At 38.7% G+C, this 22138-nt stretch carries 25 protein-coding genes; 11 read left to right on the top strand and 14 right to left on the bottom strand.

Annotation, left to right across the window (positions count from 1 at the left end):
• Positions 1 to 59: 59 nt before the first annotated feature.
• Complete coding sequence (locus FCS21_RS03030) at positions 60 to 425, bottom strand: LysR family transcriptional regulator (protein WP_246046963.1); 366 nt, start codon at positions 423 to 425, stop codon at positions 60 to 62.
• Between the two features lie 236 nt (positions 426 to 661).
• On the opposite strand from FCS21_RS03030, the gene FCS21_RS03025 reads away from it, so the two are divergent.
• The gene (locus FCS21_RS03025; protein WP_138620477.1) at positions 662 to 1708 is read left to right on the top strand and encodes an NAD(P)H-dependent flavin oxidoreductase; all 1047 of its coding nucleotides are present in this window, start codon (positions 662 to 664) and stop codon (positions 1706 to 1708) included.
• A gap of 192 nt (positions 1709 to 1900) precedes the next feature.
• Here FCS21_RS03025 and FCS21_RS03020 read toward each other — a convergent pair whose 3' ends face one another.
• The 6 genes from FCS21_RS03020 to FCS21_RS02995 all read right to left on the bottom strand — a co-directional run bounded on the left by FCS21_RS03020 (position 1901) and on the right by FCS21_RS02995 (position 8830).
• Positions 1901 to 2662: a phosphoadenylyl-sulfate reductase gene (locus FCS21_RS03020; protein WP_138620476.1), complete on the bottom strand. Its 762-nt coding sequence runs from the start codon at positions 2660 to 2662 to the stop codon at positions 1901 to 1903.
• A complete protein-coding gene (gene cysI, locus FCS21_RS03015) occupies positions 2655 to 4409 on the bottom strand; it encodes an assimilatory sulfite reductase (NADPH) hemoprotein subunit (protein WP_138620475.1) in 1755 nt (584 codons plus the stop codon). The genes FCS21_RS03020 and cysI overlap by 8 nt, the downstream gene beginning before the upstream one ends.
• Entirely contained in the window at positions 4409 to 6256 is a 1848-nt protein-coding gene (locus FCS21_RS03010) for an assimilatory sulfite reductase (NADPH) flavoprotein subunit (protein WP_138620474.1), read from the bottom strand. The genes cysI and FCS21_RS03010 overlap by 1 nt, the downstream gene beginning before the upstream one ends.
• 313 nt (positions 6257 to 6569) lie before the next feature.
• Positions 6570 to 7325, bottom strand: coding sequence for a TIGR04219 family outer membrane beta-barrel protein (locus tag FCS21_RS03005; protein WP_138620473.1), 756 nt, complete (start codon positions 7323 to 7325; stop codon positions 6570 to 6572).
• 4 nt (positions 7326 to 7329) lie between these two features.
• A complete protein-coding gene (locus tag FCS21_RS03000) occupies positions 7330 to 8325 on the bottom strand; it encodes a DUF2333 family protein (RefSeq protein ID WP_138620472.1) in 996 nt (331 codons plus the stop codon).
• A 25-nt stretch (positions 8326 to 8350) separates the two neighbouring features.
• On the bottom strand, positions 8351 to 8830 hold the full coding sequence (locus tag FCS21_RS02995) for a copper chaperone PCu(A)C (protein ID WP_138620471.1): 480 nt from the start codon (positions 8828 to 8830) through the stop codon (positions 8351 to 8353).
• 145 nt (positions 8831 to 8975) lie between these two features.
• On the opposite strand from FCS21_RS02995, the gene FCS21_RS02990 reads away from it, so the two are divergent.
• Positions 8976 to 9713 (top strand): enoyl-CoA hydratase-related protein, encoded by a 738-nt coding sequence (locus tag FCS21_RS02990; protein WP_138620470.1) that lies wholly within the window; start codon positions 8976 to 8978, stop codon positions 9711 to 9713.
• Between the two features lie 21 nt (positions 9714 to 9734).
• On the opposite strand, the gene FCS21_RS02985 is transcribed toward FCS21_RS02990, so the two are convergent.
• The 4 genes from FCS21_RS02985 to FCS21_RS02970 form a co-directional block, all read right to left on the bottom strand.
• Positions 9735 to 10076: a hypothetical protein gene (locus tag FCS21_RS02985; protein ID WP_138620469.1), complete on the bottom strand. Its 342-nt coding sequence runs from the start codon at positions 10074 to 10076 to the stop codon at positions 9735 to 9737.
• A gap of 50 nt (positions 10077 to 10126) precedes the next feature.
• Positions 10127 to 10357, bottom strand: coding sequence for a PspC domain-containing protein (locus FCS21_RS02980; protein ID WP_138620468.1), 231 nt, complete (start codon positions 10355 to 10357; stop codon positions 10127 to 10129).
• Positions 10358 to 10432: 75 nt separating this feature from the next.
• Positions 10433 to 11113, bottom strand: a complete 681-nt coding sequence (gene pspA / locus FCS21_RS02975) for a phage shock protein PspA (RefSeq protein WP_138620467.1) — start codon at positions 11111 to 11113, stop codon at positions 10433 to 10435.
• Positions 11114 to 11185: 72 nt separating this feature from the next.
• Positions 11186 to 11548 carry a hypothetical protein gene (locus FCS21_RS02970; RefSeq protein WP_138620466.1) on the bottom strand — a complete coding sequence of 121 codons (363 nt, stop codon included), beginning with the start codon at positions 11546 to 11548 and terminating at the stop codon, positions 11186 to 11188.
• A 333-nt stretch (positions 11549 to 11881) separates the two neighbouring features.
• On the opposite strand from FCS21_RS02970, the gene acuR reads away from it, so the two are divergent.
• The 9 genes from acuR to FCS21_RS02925 all read left to right on the top strand — a co-directional run bounded on the left by acuR (position 11882) and on the right by FCS21_RS02925 (position 20275).
• Entirely contained in the window at positions 11882 to 12505 is a 624-nt protein-coding gene (acuR, locus tag FCS21_RS02965) for an acrylate utilization transcriptional regulator AcuR (protein ID WP_138620465.1), read from the top strand.
• Positions 12506 to 12560: 55 nt separating this feature from the next.
• Positions 12561 to 13544: an acrylyl-CoA reductase (NADPH) gene (acuI, locus tag FCS21_RS02960; protein WP_138620464.1), complete on the top strand. Its 984-nt coding sequence runs from the start codon at positions 12561 to 12563 to the stop codon at positions 13542 to 13544.
• A gap of 139 nt (positions 13545 to 13683) precedes the next feature.
• Entirely contained in the window at positions 13684 to 14340 is a 657-nt protein-coding gene (locus FCS21_RS02955; protein ID WP_138620463.1) for a nitroreductase family protein, read from the top strand.
• Between the two features lie 421 nt (positions 14341 to 14761).
• Positions 14762 to 15886: a UDP-N-acetylmuramate dehydrogenase gene (gene murB / locus FCS21_RS02950; protein ID WP_246046962.1), complete on the top strand. Its 1125-nt coding sequence runs from the start codon at positions 14762 to 14764 to the stop codon at positions 15884 to 15886.
• Positions 15879 to 16886 (top strand): bifunctional biotin--[acetyl-CoA-carboxylase] ligase/biotin operon repressor BirA, encoded by a 1008-nt coding sequence (birA, locus tag FCS21_RS02945; protein WP_138620462.1) that lies wholly within the window; start codon positions 15879 to 15881, stop codon positions 16884 to 16886. The genes murB and birA overlap by 8 nt, the downstream gene beginning before the upstream one ends.
• Entirely contained in the window at positions 16883 to 17632 is a 750-nt protein-coding gene (locus tag FCS21_RS02940) for a pantothenate kinase (RefSeq protein ID WP_138620461.1), read from the top strand. The genes birA and FCS21_RS02940 overlap by 4 nt, the downstream gene beginning before the upstream one ends.
• 122 nt (positions 17633 to 17754) lie before the next feature.
• Positions 17755 to 18486: a 5'-methylthioadenosine/S-adenosylhomocysteine nucleosidase gene (mtnN, locus tag FCS21_RS02935; protein ID WP_138620460.1), complete on the top strand. Its 732-nt coding sequence runs from the start codon at positions 17755 to 17757 to the stop codon at positions 18484 to 18486.
• 64 nt (positions 18487 to 18550) lie between these two features.
• Positions 18551 to 19513 (top strand): cobalamin biosynthesis protein CobD/CbiB, encoded by a 963-nt coding sequence (locus FCS21_RS02930; RefSeq protein ID WP_138620459.1) that lies wholly within the window; start codon positions 18551 to 18553, stop codon positions 19511 to 19513.
• Positions 19514 to 19627: 114 nt separating this feature from the next.
• Complete coding sequence (locus FCS21_RS02925; RefSeq protein WP_138620458.1) at positions 19628 to 20275, top strand: trimeric intracellular cation channel family protein; 648 nt, start codon at positions 19628 to 19630, stop codon at positions 20273 to 20275.
• 15 nt (positions 20276 to 20290) lie between these two features.
• Here FCS21_RS02925 and FCS21_RS02920 read toward each other — a convergent pair whose 3' ends face one another.
• From FCS21_RS02920 to FCS21_RS02910, 3 genes are all read right to left on the bottom strand, one after another.
• Positions 20291 to 20914: a lysophospholipid acyltransferase family protein gene (locus tag FCS21_RS02920; protein ID WP_246046961.1), complete on the bottom strand. Its 624-nt coding sequence runs from the start codon at positions 20912 to 20914 to the stop codon at positions 20291 to 20293.
• A 52-nt stretch (positions 20915 to 20966) separates the two neighbouring features.
• A complete protein-coding gene (locus FCS21_RS02915; RefSeq protein ID WP_138620456.1) occupies positions 20967 to 21290 on the bottom strand; it encodes a ribonuclease E inhibitor RraB in 324 nt (107 codons plus the stop codon).
• 113 nt (positions 21291 to 21403) lie between these two features.
• Positions 21404 to 21889 carry a DUF4136 domain-containing protein gene (locus FCS21_RS02910; RefSeq protein WP_138620455.1) on the bottom strand — a complete coding sequence of 162 codons (486 nt, stop codon included), beginning with the start codon at positions 21887 to 21889 and terminating at the stop codon, positions 21404 to 21406.
• Positions 21890 to 22138: the final 249 nt, after the last annotated feature.

Raw genomic sequence — 22138 nt, 5'->3', positions numbered from 1 at the left:
CGAAGGTGAAAGCTACCGTAAAAAACAAGCAATGAAACTAAATTCAAATACCGGCCAAGTTAATTGACGCTGACCGGACAAGTTAGTTGACGTCTGATAAGGCGAACTGCCGTGGTTGTTTCCATAGCACCAATCCGCAATAGACTAGGTGCATTGCCGTTACCTTGAAAAAGTCTTAACACGTCATCATGCTCTCTCAGCATTCGTCTTGCATAATCCACCAATGTGTTGCCAGCGGTAGTCAAACGCGTACCACCTTTTCGATGAATGAGTTGTGTACACAATTCATCTTCAAGCTTTTTTACGTGAGCTGTCACGTTTGATTGAACAGTATGTCTGCGTTCTGCAGCAGCCACAAAGCTTCCAGTATCAACCACATCCATAAATAGCTGTAACGATTTTAATTGCATTACTTTGTTCCACATAATACTTAACCATAAATCTCAAAAGGAGATGCAAAGTATCATTTTAAATCACTTGTAGTGATTGAGTTTTGCATATTATCCTATGTTTGAAAAGTAGATATATTGATTGAAACGGATGACTTCAACTATTTTAACTTTTAGTTATTTTTCAGAACATAGCAGTTTTATTAGGAGATAAAAATTGCTCATAAAAGAATCGGATATATTAGTCATCAGCAAATAACAGGGAAATATTTATGTACAATGGAAATATTAAAGATTTACTTGGAACTGAACTGCCTATTATTCAGTCCCCAATGGCAGGTGTTCAAGATAGTGCTTTGACTATCGCCGTGAGTGAAGCTGGAGGTTTAGGCTCTTTACCCTGTGGTATGCTCAGTATTGAAAAAATGGTAAGTGAAATTAAGTTAATTAAAGAAGCTACAAATAAACCTTATAATCTTAATTTTTTCTGCCATGAAATGCCCAGTTATGATGAAAATAAGCAGTTGGAATGGCAAAATGAATTAAAACCATATTTTGCTGAACTAGGTGTGAAAGTAGAAAGTCTTCCTAATAGTGCAAATAGAACGCCGTTTAATCATGATGTTGCTGATGCTATTGAACCGTTTAAGCCAGAGTTTATTAGTTTTCATTTTGGTCTTCCCAATAAAAAACTGTGTGCACGTATAAAAGAGTGGGGAACAAAAATAGTTTCTTCTGCAACAACAGTTGAAGAGGCTATGTGGTTGGAATCTAATGGTGTTGACGGGATCATTGCGCAAGGTTTAGAAGCGGGTGGACATAGGGGGATGTTTTTGTCCGAGGATATATCTACTCAAGTAGGTATGTCTTCCCTAGTTTCTCAAATCATCAACAAGGTTAACATTCCGGTTATTGCTGCAGGTGGTATTGGTGATAGTCGAGGTGTTAAAGCAGCTATATTACTTGGTGCTAATGCGGTACAAATCGGTACTGCCTATTTATTGTGTTCGGAGGCAAAAACTTCTCGATTGCACCGTTTAGCAATAAAGAGAGCTAAACCTGAACATACCGCACTTACGAATATTTTCTCAGGTAGGCCAGCTCGTGGAATCGTAAACCGTGCAATGACAGAGTTAGGCTATATAAATTCATTTGCACCGGCATTTCCGTATGCTTCAATTGAAATGACGCAGTTACGTGGTTACAACGAAAAACTTGATTCTGATGCCTTTTCACCATTATGGTGTGGGCAAAACACCTCTATGTGTAAAGATATATCGGCTAGAGAGTTAACATTACTTTTTATGCCTAAAATTTAACCCTTAAAAAAATGGGGGTCAGAGCCAATTTAAATGATTTGTCGCCACCGCGACGTCAAGCAGAAAGATAGAGCTCCAAGCCTATCGTAAGCTTTTAAATAAGGACAAATACTGGGCACAAAAAAAGCTAAAAGAGTTTTCTCTTTTAGCTTTTTTATGGCGATCTAATTATTGACTATCTTTGAGTAAAAACTAAATACCATCACCATCAGTATGCAAACCACATTCACGGTTACCACCACCAAAGCGGGTTTCTTCTTCGGTCATACCCAGTGTTAGTGGGCGTGTGCTGTGCACATCACCTACCGATACGTAACCTTCGTCCCATAATGGGTGATAAGGTAAGTTGTGCTTAGTTAAGTACTGGTGAACGTCTTTGTTGCTCCAATCAATAATTGGGTGCACTTTATAACGTCCACGTAAGGTACTAACCACGCCTAAACCTTGGCGATGCTCTGATTGTTGACGACGAACGCCAGAGAACCAAGTGTGGGCATCAAGTTCAGTTAAACCACGCTCTAGCGGTTCGACTTTATTGCGGCGATTGTAGGCTTTCAATGCTTCATCTGTTGAAGCCCATTCTTCACCGTACTTGGCCATTTGCCAAGCAGCGCTTTCTTTTGCTTGATACACTTTTAAGTTTAAGTTTAAACGATCTGTTAGTTGTTCAATAAACTGATAAGTTTCAGGAAACAAGTGCCCGGTATCGGTTATTAATACCGGAATATTTTTATCTACTTGGGTAAGTAAATGCAGCATTACTGCAGATTGAATACCAAAACTAGAGGATAAAACAAACTGGCCAGGCAAGTTTTGCATTGCCCACTCAGCGCGAGCAAGCGCAGTTTGTTTTTCCAGAGATAGATTCCACTCACCTAACGAAGGGTTAGGAAAAGTGAGATCTAAGGTACTGTTAGCGCCAATCTCTGTAAGGTTTTTTGCGCTATTAAGCATGGTGAAAGTCTCTAAAGCTAACAATAACCTGTTCTACAATACCAGCACGAATAACAAAATCACCAAAGGCTTCACCGTCGTTACGCTCAGCTGACCAGCGGGCACTTAAAGTATCAATTTCACTTAATACACCGGCTTCATCAACATTTTCTTTGTAAAGCTTAGGAACGCGCGAGCCTGCTAAGTCACTACCAAGGTACATGTTGTATTTACCAGGGCCTTTACCGACTAAGCCAATTTCAGCAAGCATGGCACGGCCACAACCGTTTGGACAACCGGTTACGCGTAAAATAATACTGTCATCTTTTAAGCCATTTTTTTCAAGAATCGCTTCTACATCATCAACTAAGCCAGGTAAGTAACGCTCAGCTTCTGCCATGGCTAATGGACAAGTTGGAAACGCCACACAAGCCATTGAACTTTTACGTTGATTTGATACGCCATCATTGATTAAACCATGATGGCGGGCAAGCTGTTCAATCGCTGCTTTGTCTGCTTGGGCAACACCAGCAATAATCAGGTTTTGGTTTGCGGTTAAGCGAAAATCACCATGATGAATTTTAGCGATTTCACGCATGCCAGTTTTTAAGGTTTTATTAACACCACCAGTACTGTCGAAATCAAGTATGCGACCATTTTCAATAAATACCGTTAAGTGATGTTTGCCATCAATGCCTTCAACCCAACCAAAGCTATCGCCACGGTGAGTGAATTCATATGAACGAGAGTCGCTAAACGCTACACCGGCGCGACGTTCTACTTCGGCTTTGAAGGTGTCAACGCCAACTCTATCTAGAGTATATTTAGTTTTAGCATTTTTACGGTTTACACGGTTACCCCAATCACGTTGTGTTGTTACCACGGCTGCAGCAATGGCTAGCGTATGTTCTTTGGCAATAAAACCAAAGTCATCAGCACAACGTGGGTAAGTGGCGTTATCACCGTGAGTCATGGCTAAGCCACCACCAACGAGTACGTTAAAACCAATTAATTGACCGCCTTCACTAATGGCAACAAAGTTTAAGTCGTTGGCATGAACATCAATATCGTTATTCGGTGGGATCACTACGGTCGTTTTAAACTTACGTGGTAAGTAATTACTACCTAAAATAGGCTCCACTTCTTCATCTTCAGTGGTTTCTACGCGCTCTTCATCTAACCAAATTTCAGCATAAGCACGGGTTTTAGGCAATAAATGCTCACTAATTTTAGTCGCCCATTCATAAGCTTCTTGATGTAAGGCAGATTCAACCGGATTAGAGGTACATAGTACGTTACGGTTAACGTCGCCAGCGGTAGCAATAGAGTCAAGACCAACACTGTTAAGGGTTTGGTGCATTAACTTAATATTAGGCTTTAATACGCCGTGAAACTGAAAGGTTTGACGAGTGGTTAAGCGAATGCTGCCGTACGAGGTGTAATCATCCGCAAATTTATCAATAGCTAACCATTGTGTTGGGCTGATAATACCACCAGGTAAGCGAGCTCTGAGCATAACATTATGTAATGGTTCTAACTTTTGCTTTTGACGCTCAGCACGAATGTCGCGGTCATCTTGTTGGTACATGCCGTGAGTACGAATCAACTGAAAGTTATCGCTAGTAAAGCCACCCGTCATTCTATCTCTAAGATCATCTTTGATAGTACCGCGTAGGTAATCACTTTCTGCTTTTAAACGTTCGTTATCGGCCTGCTTACCTTCAACAATTAGTACAGGGTTTTCTACTTTAGTGAAATTGCTGCTCATTAGTAAACATCCTTCTGGTAACGCTTATTAGATCTAAGTGATTTTAAATAATCTTCTGCTTGTTCTAAACTCAATTTGCCGTGATCTTGTATGATGTCTAGCAAGGTTTGGTGAACATCTTTAGCCATGCGATTAGCATCACCACAAATATAAAGGTGTGCGCCGCGCTCTAACCAAGAATAAACTTCACCAGCGTGTTCTTTTAATCGGTCTTGTACATAAACTTTTTCAGCTTGGTCGCGCGAAAATGCTACGTCCATGCGTGTTAACAAACCTGATTTTAAATAGTTTTGCCATTCAACTTGGTATAAAAAGTCTTGTGTAAAGGTTTGATCACCAAAAAACATCCAGTTATCACCGGTCGCTTCGCGTGCTTCACGTTCTTGCATAAAGGCTCTAAACGGAGCAACACCTGTACCTGGGCCAATCATTATCACTGGCGTGTCGTCTGATTGTGGTAAGCGGAAGTTGTCATTATGCTCAACAAATACGCGTACTTTATCACCTTCGGCTAAACGGTTTGCTAAGAAGCTAGAAGCGCCACCAGTGCGGGTATCGCCATTTGCTTCAAAACTAACCAGACCTACGGTTAAATGCACTTCTTCTTCTACTTCAGCTTGCGATGAGGCAATTGAATACAAGCGAGGCGTGATTTTGCGTAAGGCATCAACAAAAGTTTGTGCGTCAATGTCCGCTTTATCAAAGCTCACTACATCAATAATTTGATGTAGTCCTGCAAATTCACGTGCTGAGTTTTTATCACTCGCCACGTGAATTAATTGACTGTTTTTTGACTTTTCAGCCCAAAATTCAACAAATGACGGTGCGGTTTGGGTAATTTCTAATTGACTAATTAATGCGTCTTTTAACGTAAATTCTTCTGGGCCATTAGCACCTTTTAAACTAACTTTTTCATCACCTGAAAAATTAAGTTCAGTCAGTAGCTTAGTGACAAGCGCTTCATCGTTTTCAAACCATATACCTAGTGCATCGCCTACTTGGTAAGTTAAGCCTGAATCACCAAGGTCTATTTCAATGTGACGAACATCTTTCGCTGAATCGCGCCCTGTGATTTTCTGGCTTAATAAAAATTCTGCAGGGTACGGGTTTTGTTTTGAATATTGGCTTACAGCACCTGCTGTAGGTAAATCACTAAGGTAACTGACCGAGGTTACAGCGCTATCTGCTTGCGTTAATTCGTCTTTAAGCGACTCAATAATTTTTAGCGTCCAGCTTTGACATTCGCTATCATAATCAACATCACAGTCTAGTCGTGGCGTAACTTGTTTAGCACCTAGTGCTTTTAAGCGTTCGTCAAAGTCTTTACCGGTTTGACAGAAAAACTCATAACTACTATCACCCAGTGCTAATACGCTATAACTTAAGTTAGGGAGTTTAGGGGCTTTTTTGCCGAGTAAAAACTCATGAAATTCAATAGCGTCATCTGGTGGCTCGCCTTCACCATTCGTGCTGGCAACAATTAAAAGATGGCTTTCATTTTTCAAGCCTTTTGCTTTGTAGTCAGCAATGTTTTTAAGGGTTACGTTAATGCCCGCAGCTTTCGCGCTTTGTTCAAGCTTACTAGCAACGCCTTTAGCGTTACCCGTTTGCGAGGCATATAAAATAGTTAAGGTTTTAGCGGCAACAGCTGCAGCAACAGGGGCGATTTGCGCCTGTTGGCCTTGCTCACTTTTTGCTGCTAAATAGCCACTTGCCCAAGCAAGCTGCAATGACGAAAGTCCAGCAGCAGTTTGTTGTAGTGAAGCTAGTTGATTAGCATCTAAGGCACTACTATTGTTTGCTGGAATTGATGTGTTTTGATTTAATAAGCGCTGCTCTGGCAACATAACTATTTCACCTGTGACAATTGATTAATGAACAATAGACAAATTCAAGACAAATCAAAAGGAATAGAAAGCGATTTTTTATTCCAAAATAGAATAAGGAATTATAAAATACGTTAATTGAAGCGACGTAAGCGAGGTTCAAGAAGCGGTAAGCTAAATATTTTTAAATACTTGAATCAATCAGAGCCGATATTATAGCATTAATAGGGTGGGGTCTTGCTAGTTTGTTTATTATACTGCGTTGTTAAAAAAGGCAGGTAAAAAAAGCCGTGACTAGTTAAATAATCACGGCTTTTTACAATTTTACGCGTAATTAAAAATGAACCACAGCACCAACAAAGAAGCCGTCATAAGTTAAATCACTGTAGAAGTTATCTAAATCATCTAATTCCATTTTAACGGTGCGGTAACCTAGGGTCACGTCAAAATCTACTGCTAAGTTATCTAAAATGGCATAGCTTACGCCAATTTGTGCATCGTAAACTGTTTGTGAGTCATAGCTAATAAAGTTAGCTTCAGCGAATATGTTAAAACCGGTAAAAGGTAAGCCAACAATGGTTGAAACGTAAGCCATTGGAATAATGCCTGAAACGTCTAAATCACTGCTGTTATTTGCATCAGAAACTTTTACGTAAGCCTCTAAATCACGAGCAGTTAAACCAAAGTCAAAGGTCAATAAATCGTTGTCAAACACTTCATAATAAAAGGTGTAATCAACAAAGCTAGCATCTAATGTAGTTGCTAGGGTAGAGCCAGCACCGTAACTTTGACCTTTAAAGGTAAATGATGAACCCGCTGGTAATGTAGTGCCGCCAATAGTATCAAGCGTTGTTGACGCTATTTTTATATTAGGAATTAATGGAATAGGGTGTTCTAACGCAGCATAAAAACTTCCTTGATTTTCATCATCAAATTCGAAAGCTGTTTGGTTATTACGACCTTCACCGAAGCTACCGCTGGCTTCGTTAGACCAAATTTGACCACCGACATATAAGCCTAATAAAGTGTCTGCTTGCGCACTGCCGCACATTAATGCAGCTACACTAGCGGCCAAGAGCGTTTTTTTCATGTTGTTATCCTTTCGTTAAAAGTTCATTTAAATCTATTAATGCCGCATTAGCGCGAGAAATGTAATTAGCCATTACTAATGAATGGTTAGCAACAAGACCAAAGCCACTGCCGTTTAATATCATCGGGCTCCATAACGGATCTTGACTTGCTTCTAGTTCACGAATAATTTGTTGTAAACTAATTTTGGCGTTTTTGCCTGCTAACACGCTATCAAAATCTATTTCAATGGCTCTAAGTAATTGCAGTAAAGCCCAAGTTGCGCCCCTGGTTTCATAAAAAACATCGTCAATTTTCCACCAGCTGGTTTGTAATTGTATGTGAGAATTACCTTGGCTTGATTGTTGTGCTTTGTTATCGCCTGCTAAATCAGTATTAACTTGTTCACGGCCGACACTCATGCTTAAGCGTTGTGAGTAGCTGCCTAAACGTTTTTGTACTTCTTCAATGTATGAGCGTAAGTTATCAGCACGGGCATAAAATTGTGCTTTTTGGTTGTTGTTAGTGCTAACTAGTGAAGAGCGATAAGCATAAAGTTGCTTAATTGCTTGTTTATATTCAGATTCAGCACTAGGCATTGCCCAATTTTTACTGTCTATATTAAAGCGTGGTTGTGCATCTTGTAAGTGTTTGTTCACTAATGATTGCGACTGCGAACGACTAAAATCTTTACGCATCACTAACGCCATATCACGTACCATTTCTAACACGCCAAATTCCCACGCAGGCATATTATCTAAAAAGAGTGAAGGAGGTATAATATCATTTGATAAATAACCCCCAGGCTTATTTAATAAGGCTTCGCTGACTTTTATTAAAGTCGTTGTGGTGGTGTAGCCAACAACAGGGGCAACATTGTCGGCTTTAGCCGCTTGTGTTACTTCCGCATGAATATTAAGAGAATCAGGTTCACTACTCCAATATACACCAACGCCATATAGAATAATAAAAAGGCTAATTAAAGACCAGGTTATTGATTTTGTGGTAAAAATATTTTTCATATGCACTCCAAGGATGACATTATTGCTATTGTACTTTTATATGATATTTATAAATAGGTAATTGAATATTAATTTTTGTTTTATTTGAGAAATATAAGGTAAAGGTCGCAATACTATTTTCAATAAATGGCTGCTCTACTGAAAACAACATCAGGTGTAAGCCTGATGGTTGCAGCACAACCTTACTGTTAGCTGCTATGGTGATGTTCTCTACTTCACGCATACGCATCATTCCCTCTGCCATCGTGTGTTCGTGCATTTCAACGCGACTAGCGTTGGTGTTAGTTATCTTTTCTAACGTTATGGGGTTAGCGCTATTATTAGTTATGGTCATGTAGGCGGCGGTCATATCACTGCCAGGTATACTTTCTTTGACATAGCCATGGGTAATGGCGATGTTATTGCTAGCATAAGCATTATTGAGTACGCTAAACCATAAGCTCAGTAGTAAGCTCAGTAGTAAGCTCGGTAATATAAAAAATTTACTATAGTGAATTTTTTTCATTGTGACTATACATCCTAGCTAACAAATATTAGAGTTTAACTGTATCTTATACCAATTATTTTGATAAACCTATGTAGCTAGTAGGTAATTGAGCATGTAACCAAGCATGAGGCATGAGCCAATCGTGTAACTAAACGGGTGATAAATGAGTGACTTGATTTTAACGACCGAAAAACAAGGTGTTTTTACTATTACCTTGAACCGTATTGATAAAAAAAATGCGTTAACTAATGCCATGTACGAGCAGCTTTGTCAGCATTTTGCTTATGCAGAGCAAACCGACAGTATTCACTGTGTGGTTATTCAGGGTAATGACGCGTGCTTTTGTGCGGGTAATGACTTGCATGATTTTATGCAATGTTCAGGCGATGATGAATTAGTCGCCCTTAAATTTGTCAAAGTGCTGTCAGAATTTACTAAACCCTTAGTGGCTGGTGTCGCTGGCGTTGCTGTAGGTATTGGCACTACACTGTTATTGCATTGTGACATGGTCATTGCCGCCAATAATAGCCGATTTAAATTACCGTTTACTCAACTGGGTTTATGTCCTGAAGCGGGATCAAGTTTGTTATTAACGCAAAAAGTAGGCGCGAATAAAGCGTTTGAATTAATGGTACTTGGTACAATGTTTAACGCAGAAGAAGCATTAAGCTATGGCATTACTAATCAGACATGTCAGCCGAGTGAAGTATTAGCACTTACTGCCGAGGTTGCCCAAGCCATCGCTAACTTACCTGTTGAGTCTGTTATGACCAGTCGGCGCTTAATTCGTCAAGGTAATAAAGCTGCGTTAAGTGAGGCTATTAGTGACGAAAGCCAAGCATTTGCTCACTTAGTTAACACGCCAACGTGTAAAAATATTTTGGCAAAATTTTTTAAATAATAAGCTAAAATGCCATAAACACTAAGCAGGCTGTTTAGTGTTTTTAGGACGACTTAATAGCCATATTGCGATGGCTATTAAAATAATGGGCCAAAATACGCCTAACGTCAGCATAGCGATACTGCCTAATAACATTAAGCCAATAAAAATTAAGCCGCCAAAAACACTTAATATAATCGCCAATGAAATAACCACTAAGACTACTACCACCAATGCGGAAACTCCAATAGCTTTCAATGGTTCAATAGCTTCACCATCCATCATTACATTAACATTCATTAGCTCTAATAAACCGACACCAAAAACGTAGGTTAAGAAAAGGGTTGCCAGTATTGCCAATGTTAAAGATTTTAAAAAACTCATCAGGTTTCGCCTTAGTAGAATAGAAAGTTAAATATAAAGTGGTATAGCAATTAATAATATTTGCTGCGTGGTAACAACATACTTGCTACTACGTAAGCAACACCGGTAACGACAGGTAGCATAATAAATGCCGCTACAGCAGCAACTCTCACTGCCAATCTTGGTAAGTCATAATGCTTGGCAATACCAGCACAAACACCCGTTAACTTTTTATTCCTTATGTCTTTAGATAATGCTCGTTTAATATTATTGATCGTTGAATAGTCTCTGTGGTGCTTCATGGGAACTCCTTCGCGTTACATGTTGCTTTAACGTTTATTTGCTACTAATGGCTAGTGATCATTAATCGTTAGCGGCTAACCGTTAACAATATTTTTTTTCATTTCAGCTAATTCTGCTTCGACACTGTCATTTTGATCAAGTTCAGCTATTTGCGCTGATAAATTCTTATTGTCAGTTAAATTACTGTTCTCAGTTAACTCATAAGACTCAACTTGTGCTTCTAAATGATCAATTTTCTGTTGGTAACGCTCAAACTTTGCTATGGCTTCATCAATATTATTAATGGTGGCCTTTTCACGCAACTGTAACCTAACTTCAGCCGATTGTTGGCGAAACCTTAAGATTCCTTGACGCTGCTTGGCTTCTGTTAATTTATCTTGCAATTGCTGTGCATCTGCTTGTATGGCAGCTAACAAATCAGTTAATTGAGTATTATCATCCGTTAGCTGTGTTAACTCTGCTTGATATTTATGTTTTTCTGCCAGTGCTGATTTAGCTAAATCTTCACGATTTTTAGTTAAGGCAAGTTCGGCTTTGTTATGCCAATTTATTATGGCTTGGTGAGTCGTTTTTACTTTTCTGGCTAAGTTTTTTTGTTCGGCAATATTTTTGGCAGCGGTTGATCGCACTTCAATTAAGGTTTCTTCCATTTCGCCAATGATCAAACGAATCATTTTTTCTGGATGTTCGGCTTTATCTAACATGCTGTTTAAGTTTGCATTAACAATATCGGTAAAACGGCTAAATAATCCCATGAGTTTTCTCCTAATTATGTTGGTTTTGTTTATTTTTGTACTGCTACCGTACTTAACTTTATTGCTCTTTATTTATTCTTTATCTGACTTTATTTCATTGGCGTTAATTTCAGGCTCTACAACTGTACTTTGTTTCTCTTGTTTCTCTTGTTTATTGACTGTTATCCACTCAGGTTGCGTATCCAATGAGAAATTAGCTGAAAAATTGCTTATTTGATTATCAATAGATTGTTGTAATTTTTTATTTAGCTCCGCAATCATCTTTTCACCTTGGGCAATAACAAAGTCGCTTATTGAACTCTCAATGCTTTTTACTGGTGCTGCATTAGCAGTACTACTTAGTGTTACACCAATTAAAGAACAGGTAAGTATTAGGGCAAGGCTTACTTCTTTAATTGTGCTAGTGGTTTTTTTAGTAACGTTAATTGTGCTCATGATAAATTCCTTCTTTTTTGTAACTGTTGTTTGTATTGACTGTTTGGCTCTGATGTTCTTGTAAGTATGGTCTTACTTACACTGAGTATTACAAGTGTTGTGCCAAGAGGAGTTAATTAATTAAGTTGTTAATATTTAAAGGATATTTATTATTGTTTAATGATAGGAGTATTAGGTGAAAGTAAGAGTACTTTTATATTTTTTAATTTTTTGGTTAAATTAACTAATTAAATAGTCTATTTGACTAACAGATGTTTATGGCTTGCATTAACCTTTTTATTTTTGTGTGAATTAATGATTGTAATTAAATAGACGATCGGTCTAATATGGGGTATGAAAGTAGATAACATGATAAAACGCAGAGGCAGACCAACCAAGACAGGTCGTGATACCTCGCAAACTAAAACTGAATTAATACGTAGTGGTGTTGAGCACTTTACCCAATTTGGCTTTGCTTCATCAGGCTTAGATCAGATATTAAAAAAAGTATCGGTACCTAAAGGATCTTTCTATTATTATTTTGCTAATAAAGAAGCCTTTGGCTTGGCGGTAATCGCTGATTATGACGGCTACTTTTGCCGTAAACTTGATTTACATTTAAAAAATGATCAGTTAATAATTGAACAAAGGCTAATAAATTTTGTTGATGATGCTAAAACAGGTATCGAAAAATATAGCTTTAATCGTGGCTGCTTAGTGGGAAATTTAGAGCAAGAGGTCAGCGCATTACCAAACAGTTATCGCGATAAATTAATGCAAGTAATGTCTGGCTGGCAAGATAAGGTCTCTGATTACCTCAAGTTACGTTGTCCAAATGCGACGCCGCAAGAGTGTCAATCGCTAGCAGAGTTTTTTTGGATTGGTTGGGAGGGGGCAGTAAGTCGCTGTAAATTAGTGCAATCAACTCAACCGATTGATATTTTTATCCATCATTTTGTACAAGGGTTAAAAAAGTAATTTTTTACCCTTTTTTTAATCATTAATAGGCGATCAGTCTATATTGGAGGTTACTATGTTTAACTGTTTACTGGTAGATAAAGATGATAACGGGTACCGCACATCAGTGAAAGAATTACCAGATGAAAGCTTGTCTGAAGGTAATGTCTTAGTGAAAGTCCTTTATAGCACGCTTAATTACAAAGATGCTTTAGCCATTACGGGGAAAGCGCCAGTCATCAGAAGCTTCCCTATGATACCAGGCATAGATTTCTGTGGTGTTGTTGAACACAGTGAAAGTGAGGAATTTCAGGTAGGCGATAAGGTACTGCTTAACGGTTTTGGTGTGGGTGAAAAGCATAAAGGGGGCTTGTCACAAAAAGCGAAAGTCAATAGTGACTGGTTAATTCCTTTACCTTCAGCTATTTCTCCCTTGCAGGCAATGTCTATTGGCACCGCCGGTTATACCGCTATGCTGTGTATTTTAGCATTAGAAAAAAACGGCATTACACCAGCCAGTGGTAAAATTCTTGTTACCGGTGCTACTGGTGGTGTTGGTAGTTTTGCCGTTAAGCTCCTTTCTTTAATGGGTTATGACGTTGTTGCCTCAACAGGTAGTAGTGACCAACATGATTATTTATATGATTTAGGTGCGACAGAAATTATTGACCGGGCAGAATTATCGGCACCAGGTAAACCACTAATGAAAGAAAGATGGGCTGGCGCAATCGACTCTATTGGCAGCCATACGCTAGCTAATGTGTGTGCCAGTATTCAATATGGTGGTGCTGTAGCCGCTTGTGGTTTGGCACAAGGCATGGACTTACCTGCTTCAGTCGCTCCTTTTATTTTACGAGGTGTTTCTTTATTGGGTGTTGACAGTGTTATGCGTCCAAGAGCAGATAGAGTGGCAGCATGGAAAAAATTAGCAGAAATTTTACCGGCAACTGAAATGGAGTCGATTGCTAAAGTGATTAGCTTAGCAGAATCTATCGATGTGGCTGAACAGTTACTCAATGGTGATGTTACTGGGCGTGTGGTGGTCGATGTAAATAAGTAAGACTTTTCAATAATACCATTTAGCCATACCAAGCAGGTATAAATTGGCCGCTATTGTTAATAAATAACCTTAGCGGCATTGAATATTATTGCTATAGCTATTACCTTAGCGTGATATTAATTTTCTTGATGGAATCACCATGAATCACCCTATTATTAACGAACTTACGCGTCGTCATACCGTTAAAAAGTATGATGCAAACAGAAAAGTACCGCCGGCAGATTTAGCGATATTATTTGAAGCTATGCGTCTTTCTGCTTCGTCTATTAATTCACAACCATGGAAATTTATTGTGGTTGAAAGTGAGGCAGCAAAAACACGTTTAAGTAATACCTTCGCCCATATGCATGAATATAATAAAAAGCATGTTTTTGATAGTTCACAAGTGATTCTTTTTGCGCATAACCCAAAATATACTCGTGACGATTACGCTAAGGTAGTTGACCAAGGCATTAAAGATAAACGGACACCGATAGAAAATAGAGAAGCCGCTTTTGCTGTTTATTCATTTGCGGAGCTTAATACCAGTGAAACAGGCGATAACAGCAGCTGGACTAAAGCACAAACCTATTTAGCGTTAGGTAACACTTTACATGTATTGGCTCGACTCAACATTGATTCAACGCCAATGGAAGGAATTGATGTTGAATTGGTTAATAAAGAGTTTAGTGAAGAGCTTGCAGGCTATCAATGTGATGTTGCGTTAGCGATAGGCTATCATCATCCTGAAGAAGACTTTAACGCTAAGCTACCCAAATCTCGTTTACCGCTTAATGACGTGTTGGTACGTATTTAATCTTTAGTATCAATAGTATAAATAAACGGTGTCAGTAAATAGCGCAGATAAAAGCGGTAAAAATAAAAAACTAAACTAGTGAACCACCGAGAAGACCGAGGCTGCGCTCACCGAGCAGGCATAGCGCAAGAGAAACAGCAGAGTAAAGACAATAATTTAAGACAGGACACTTCACTGGACACTTAGGTAATAACTGGTTTTAGGCTAGCGCTTTACTTAGTTGGTCTGCATAGCGCGAAACGCCTTTGTGTTTTCAGTGATGAATGTGCTTATCTCAGAACTTTTGTATTTTAGCTATTAAAAACCAAAAATATTGACCTCTCGGTACTAGGCTCACCGAGCAGGCATAAAACAAGCAATAGCAAACGTTAAAGTAAATAGTCGTGAATAATTGGTGTTCAGCTGATTTTTCAGTACAATAATGATTCTTTCATTTTTCATTCCCGTGGCTATGCACTCAAACCGAAATTACTCCTTACAAAGCAGTAACAGCTTTAATATAAAGGCGAGTTGCTCGCACATTTACTTTCCTAGTACCTTAGCTGAATTACAGCAATTACCTGAGTTAACTGCTGACAAAACCTCAAGCAACACCTCAGACAATAATGCAGACAGTTTTTATATTCTTGGCGAAGGTAGTAATACCTTATTTGTTGAATCACAAGCGCCCATTATTATTCAACCAAAATTTACCGGTATTGATATTGATGAACAAGACGATCACTTTGTTGTGACAGTTGGCGCTGCTGAAAATTGGCATAAACTGGTGTGTTTTTGTTTAGCGCAAGGCATTTATGGTTTAGAAAATTTAGCGTTAATTCCGGGAAGTGTCGGGGCAGCACCGGTACAAAATATCGGGGCTTACGGGGTAGAGTTTGCTGATTTTTGTCAGCAAGTTCAATGGTATGAATTTGCCAGTAAAACACTGCACTCACTTACTAAGCAAGACTGTCGTTTTGCCTATCGTGATAGTATCTTTAAGCAAGCGCATTACAACAAAGGCTTAATTACTCAGGTAACCTTTAATTTTCCTAAAGCATGGCAAGCCAATCTTACTTATGCAGGGTTAGATACGTTAGCTCAAAACAGCACAGCGCTCGAAGTGATGACGCAAGTTATTGCCTTACGCAGCCGTAAGCTGCCAGATCCTAAACAATTACCTAATGCCGGCAGTTTTTTTAAAAACCCACTAGTTAATCAAAAGGTGTTTGCTCAATTACAGCAGCAATACCCTAAAATACCTCATTACCCACAAGCAAACGGTGAGGTAAAACTAGCTGCGGGCTGGTTAATTGAACAAACTGGCTTAAAAGGTTTTCGCCATGAAGCCGTTGGTGTTCATCAGCAACAAGCGTTAGTGTTAGTCAATTACGGTAGTGATTTTGGTAGTGATATTATTAGTTTAGCAAAATATATTCAGCGCCAAGTAGTAGACAAGTTTTCCGTATTACTAACACCAGAAGTGCGTATGGTTACTCAGCAAGGCGAGCGTTCATTTTCTTTATTGCCTGATGTAAATCCTATTGGAGATAACAGTAATGACTAAAACGGTAAAAGAGCATTTAGTTAAATCACTGGCCTCAGGAGAATTTGTTTCAGGACAATTATTGGGCGAGCAATTAGGTATTAGCCGTGCAGCCATTGCTAAACATATTAAAGCATTAACTGAAATTGGCTTAGATATTTACAGCGTTACCGGTAAAGGTTATAAGCTGGCGCAATCGTTATATCTATTAGACAAAGAAAAAATAACCCGTCTATTAGTAGATGAAAGCCAAAAGCAAAATCAACAGATGAAAGCAAGTGATTGCCCTCTGATTGAAGTACACAGCTTAATTGACTCGACTAATGATTATTTAATGCGGCGTTTACCTAATCAAGTGACATCAGGGCAGGTGTGTTTAGCAGAATATCAAAGTGCTGGTCGAGGGCGTCGAGGTCGACAGTGGATTTCACCTTTTGGCTCACAAATTTACTTATCAATGTACTGGCATCTAGAGCAAGGCTTATCAGCAGCAATGGGCTTAAGCTTAGTGACAGCATTAGCGGTGAGTGACGCGATAAAAGCCCATAGCAATGTGCAAGTGCAATTGAAATGGCCAAATGATATTTATCTTGATGGCGTAAAACTCGCGGGTATTTTAATTGATTTGGAAGGCCAGGCGTTAGAGCCAAGTCACTGTGTTATTGGTATTGGTTTAAATTTGCATATGCCAGTAACAGCAGGGAAACTCATTGAGCAACAATGGACTGATTTACAATCACACAGCAAAGTCAGTATTGATAGAAATGTTCTTAGTGCAGAATTAATCCGATGTTTACGCCAACGCTTACAACAATATCAACAAAGTGGTTTAGAGCAAATGTTAGCGCAGTGGCATGTCCATGACGCTTTTTTACATAAAAAGGTTAAATTAATTACTGGTGAAAAAGTTACTCACGGCATTTGTCGAGGTGTGAATAACCAAGGGGCTTTATTGTTAGAAGTTGCTGGTCAAGTTAAGCCGATTTACGGCGGTGAAGTAAGCCTTAGGATAGACCAATGATATTATTAATTGATATTGGTAATAGTCGTACCAAGTATGTTCAGCTTATAAACGGACGATTTTCAACAAGCGCCCAGTTAAATAATAACGATTTTACCGTCAGTTATTTTGATCAGTACTTTAGCCAATGTAGTAAAATAATCGTCGCTAATGTCGCTAAATCTGCCTTAACGGATGAGTTGGCTACCTGGTGTACTGAGCACAATGTTAGTTTGACACAAGTGCATAGTGAACAGAAAAAAAACGCATTAATTTCAGCGTATCAGACACCCACAACCTTAGGTATTGATCGTTGGCTGGCGTTATTAGGGGCTATCTCTTTGTACCCCGATGAAAATATTTTAATTATAGATGCTGGTACCGCAACCACCGTTGATTTACTTAACCGTAATGGTCAACATCAAGGTGGTTGGATATTAGCAGGTATAAAGGCATTATTTACCAGTATTGTCAGTAATAGCACCTTAGTACATGCGCAAAGCAAAACTCAAGCGAGTTTAACCTTTGGTACCAATACTACTGATAATGTTAACAACGCCTGTTGGGCAGCTACGGTAGGTATGATTGAACAAGCTATTGTACAAGCAAAAAAAATTGTTGATGTAGACCGTATTATTTTAACCGGTGGTGATGGTAAAGCCTTAACTCAGTTATTGTTAGCGCAGACAAGCCAGCATAGTTTTACGGTAGAGAATATTCTATTTATGGAACACCTTATTTTTTATGGTCTAGAGCAATACGCATAAATAGACACAAGCTGTCTAGGTTAGCCTAAATTGGCCACTTAAGCTGAGTTAAATTAGCTCAAATCAAGCTAACTCAAACACAACGTAATTACCCTTATTAAACACAGTTAGGAATAAAACATATGAAAGCAGGAATTATTGGCGCAATGGAGCCAGAAGTTGCCATTTTAAAAGCAAAATTAACCGAGGCAACTAGTACAGAACACGCCGGCTATACCTTTCATCAAGGTCAATTAGACGGTAGTGATGTTGTGATTGTGCAGTCGGGTATTGGTAAAGTTGCGGCGGCACTAGCAACGGCAATATTAATTGACCGTTTTCAGGTTGATTATGTTGTTAATACCGGCTCTGCCGGTGGTTTTGATCCCGCATTAACAGTGGGCGATATTGTGGTTAGTTCAGAAGTGCGTTATCACGATGTTGATTTGACCGCGTTTGGTTATGAAGTAGGACAATTACCAGCGAACCCTGCAGCATTTATACCGCATGATGACCTAGTAGCAGCAGCTAAAAAAGGTATAGAGCAATTAAGTCAAACAGCGACGCAACATATTACTGCGGTAACAGGGTTAATTACCACCGGCGATACCTTTATGACCAAAGCAGAAGATGTTGCTAAAGCGCGTGCTAACTTTCCCACAATGGCGGCCGTTGAAATGGAAGGTGCTGCGATAGCGCAAGCTTGTTTACAACTTAACACACCGTTTGTTGTTATTCGTTCACTGTCTGATATTGCGGGTAAAGAATCGCCACATACTTTTGAAGAGTACTTAGAAACGGCAGCAGTTAACTCCTCTCAATTAGTGTTGAATATGCTAACGCAACTTAAAGGTAAAACGCTTAGTGCAGCGTAAGATTCATCGCTAAACCTTTAATCGATAGGATAAGCTGTAAGCCTTAAAGCAAAAGGAATAATCAATGACAGTATTTGCCGAGTTAACGCCTTTTACTTACCATGTGTTAATTCTCATGGTGGTGTTGATCATTAAATCTTTAGTTAGTCACTTTGTTGCACATGAGCCGTTACGTTATTTTAACTTTTATTGTTTACAGTTAGCGAATAAAGTCAATAATGCGCACAATAGTAGTCAGCACCAAACTATCGCAGGGTTATTAGCACTATTAGTGACGCTAGTACCCCTGATTATTATTTTATGGTTATTTGCTGACTTTGTTGCTGTTGATTATTTATGGCAAGGATTGTTGTTGTATTTTTCTTTAGGTAACCTAAATTTAGCACAAGTAAATAAAGATATTGCCCAAGCTTTGGTCGCTAAACAGAACTTCCTTGCGAAGCAAACCCTTCAACCTTTAATGCTGCGAGAAACAGAGCAACTGTCACAAGTAGGTTTAAGTAAAGCAGCTATTGAAATGCAGTTACTACGTACCGTTCAACAAGTGTATACGGTGGGCTTTTTGTTTATTACGTTAGGGCCGTTAGCGGCACTGAGTTATCGATTAATACTAGAAATGCATTACTGTTGGAATACTAAGTTAACGCAATATAAGTACTTTGGCTTTTATAGTCAGCTTTTTAGCCAACTTATCCAGTGGCTACCTAACCGTTTAATGGCGTTATTAATATTGCTCAGTACCGTTGGAAGAGGTAGCTTATTATTTTGGCGATTAACACGCGGTCACTTTTTTAAGTTAAATAATAACTTTATTATTGCTGTGCATGCTTTTTCACTGACGGTAAGATTAGGTGGTGTGGCGATATATCAGCAGACAAAATTACGTAAAGCAGCTTTTAATGATCTGGGGAAACAACCTGAAGCACGCGATATTATTAAAGCGAATCATAAGATTAATTTAGCTGTTTATAGCAGCTTATTGTTACTGGCGTTATTAGCGCTAGGCTGGCAATTAATTACGGTTTAATAACTTATTTTTATCACGTCGTTACCATTACAGCCTATAATACAGTTATTAATATAGTTCTCAATAAAGCTATCTTACCTACTGGTATATTGTGTCTATTTACTTGGACTTTCCATGAATGAATTTTTATTTTACTTAGACATTTTTGGTATTATTGTTTTTGCGCTTTCGGGGGCTCTGATGGCAGGACGTTATCAGCTTGATCCCTTTGGTGTGGTAATGCTCGCGTCAGTGACCGCGGTAGGTGGTGGCACTATTCGTGATATTATTTTACAAACGACAGTATTTTGGGTCGCCAAGCCTTATTACCTCTATGTTATTTTAGCGACCGCTGCACTGACTATATTACTGATTAGAAAACCCAAAAGAATTCCTAAACGATTTTTACTGATTGCCGATGCGCTAGGCTTAGCATTATTTGCGGTTTTAGGTACACAAAAAGCGCTCTACTTTGGTATGCCAATCTCTGTTGCTATTGTTTTAGGTACTATTACCGGTATTGCCGGCGGTATGATTAGAGATGTGCTTTGCAATGTTATTCCGATGATTTTACGTGAAGAGATTTATGCGCTGGCGGCAATGCTAGGGGGAAGTTTATTTGTGTTACTGCATTGGTTAGGGTGGAGTGATAATCATGCCATAGCCACCGCTATTTCTGCGGCATTGGCATTACGTTTGGCTGCTATTCATTGGCACGTTTCTTTACCTGCTTTTCATATTGTTGAAAAGCCAAACAAAGGTAGTAACAAGGAGCAAAAGTAACGATAAAGGAGCTTACTACTTTAAAACATCATTCATTTGTTGATGGGTTAGCTCATACCAATTTTCAGCAATGGTAATGGCTGGCAAGGCTTCTATTTCAATAGTGCCTGAGGTGGCAGTTTTATCTGATTCATTATAAACATCTAAGATATTTTTAATGACCACTGGCTGCGCCTTTAGTTTAAGCTTTTCAACTAATAGCTTTGCACCAGCCTCAAAGGGCTCAATTTTACCAGATTGTGAACGGGTGCCTTCTGGAAAAATGATGACTTTTTTGCCTTTACACACCTTTACGTCTTTTAATAGCTTGATAATGGCGCGACTGTCTTTTTGATCAACGGTAATATGACCGACCTTATCAACAATACGAGATACAGGCCATTTGTCCATAATGCCGGTGCGACCAATAAAACGAGTGTCATTACCCACGACTTGTTCAAGAGAAAATATATCGAACATACTCTGGTGGTTAACAATTAAAATATCGGTATCAGCATCGATAGTGCCAATAAGATTTACCTTCGCACCAACACTGCGGATAATTAAACCGGTAAAAACACGACGTAATTTATTGAATGTCGATCCGTGGCGCTTACATAAGGACAAGCCGACAGACTGAGCCGCTATAACGACATACATTTTGTATTTTTTAAAGTGGAAGGCAAGCATAAGTATTATCTAGAAGCGATAACTACGCTTCAATCCCCCAGCCGTCAGTATAGCCAGAAAATTGAGTAACGATTTTTTCAAACACTTCTTCTTGTTCAATAATCGCCTGATGTGTAGGGGTCATCACTAGGGTACAATCTACATCCCACACATTAGGTGTTTCATCAGGATGCAAATGACAGCTTATATCTGGTAAATGTACATTTATATACTCAACCATCGCTTGTGCTTGTGCCTCTTTCTCAAACAAATGAAAAAATACCACCTCATGTGGTTGACTCAAGTCTATACCTGCTTGGTGCATCTCGGCTAATACTTGGCCTGTTTCGTCATCTGGGTAGTTCATATCGGGGTACAGCTCTTTATAGTTAATAGTGGTTAGTATAAATTGCTACAAGCAACTTGAATAGAGTGTCAGATAAATAAATATTTCAATTCAGTATTTTATATTCTAGGGTGCTACTTTTTAGGGTACTGCTGCAGCATATTATCAACCGCGGTTATTATTTTTTCATTCAGTTCATTGCTATTATCTTTGGCGTTGTATTTTAACGGATAAATACTACGCCAAACCGAGCGGTGCTTTTTAGGATCGATTAAATCGACAATTAGACCACCGGGATAAGCATGCCACTGATTATTGTCTTGTTGCCAAGTATTCGCTTTTAGGCAATGTGGACAAAAGAGTATCGCCTTATTATAGGCCTGATATTCGTCAGGATTATTTTTAACTAAATGATAAGTAACAATAATATCAGTATTATCAATGTTGCTATAGACAAAGCCCTGTTTATTAAGGTTTTTTTCTATCGCTATCTCAATACGGTTTCGTTGCGAGTGGTTAAGGTTTTGACTGTCAAAAAATGGTGAACCACTACTATAAAAGCTGTACTTTTTTACCAGAGAAAAATCAAAGCTAGTATGGTAAGTAACTGGATTTTGCATTGAGCTACAGCCTGATAAAACCAATAAAAATGGCCATAAGACTATTAACTTTATCGATAAGTGTTTTGTCGATAAAAACGTTATTGGTAAGGACTTTATCGGTAATAGCTTTATCAGCAAGGTTAACACTCTACGTTAATCAGCGCAGTATATTCTAGTTGAGCCGATATCATGAATATACGAGAAGTAAAGTGTTAGCCTAACAACTGCCTTAAGCTTTGAACAGGTAAACTTGAAAAAAATCTATTT

This window comes from Colwellia ponticola (assembly GCF_005885605.1).
GTDB classification, from domain to species: Bacteria; Pseudomonadota; Gammaproteobacteria; order Enterobacterales; family Alteromonadaceae; genus Colwellia; species Colwellia ponticola.
This window is presented reverse-complemented; position numbering and strand designations above follow the sequence as displayed.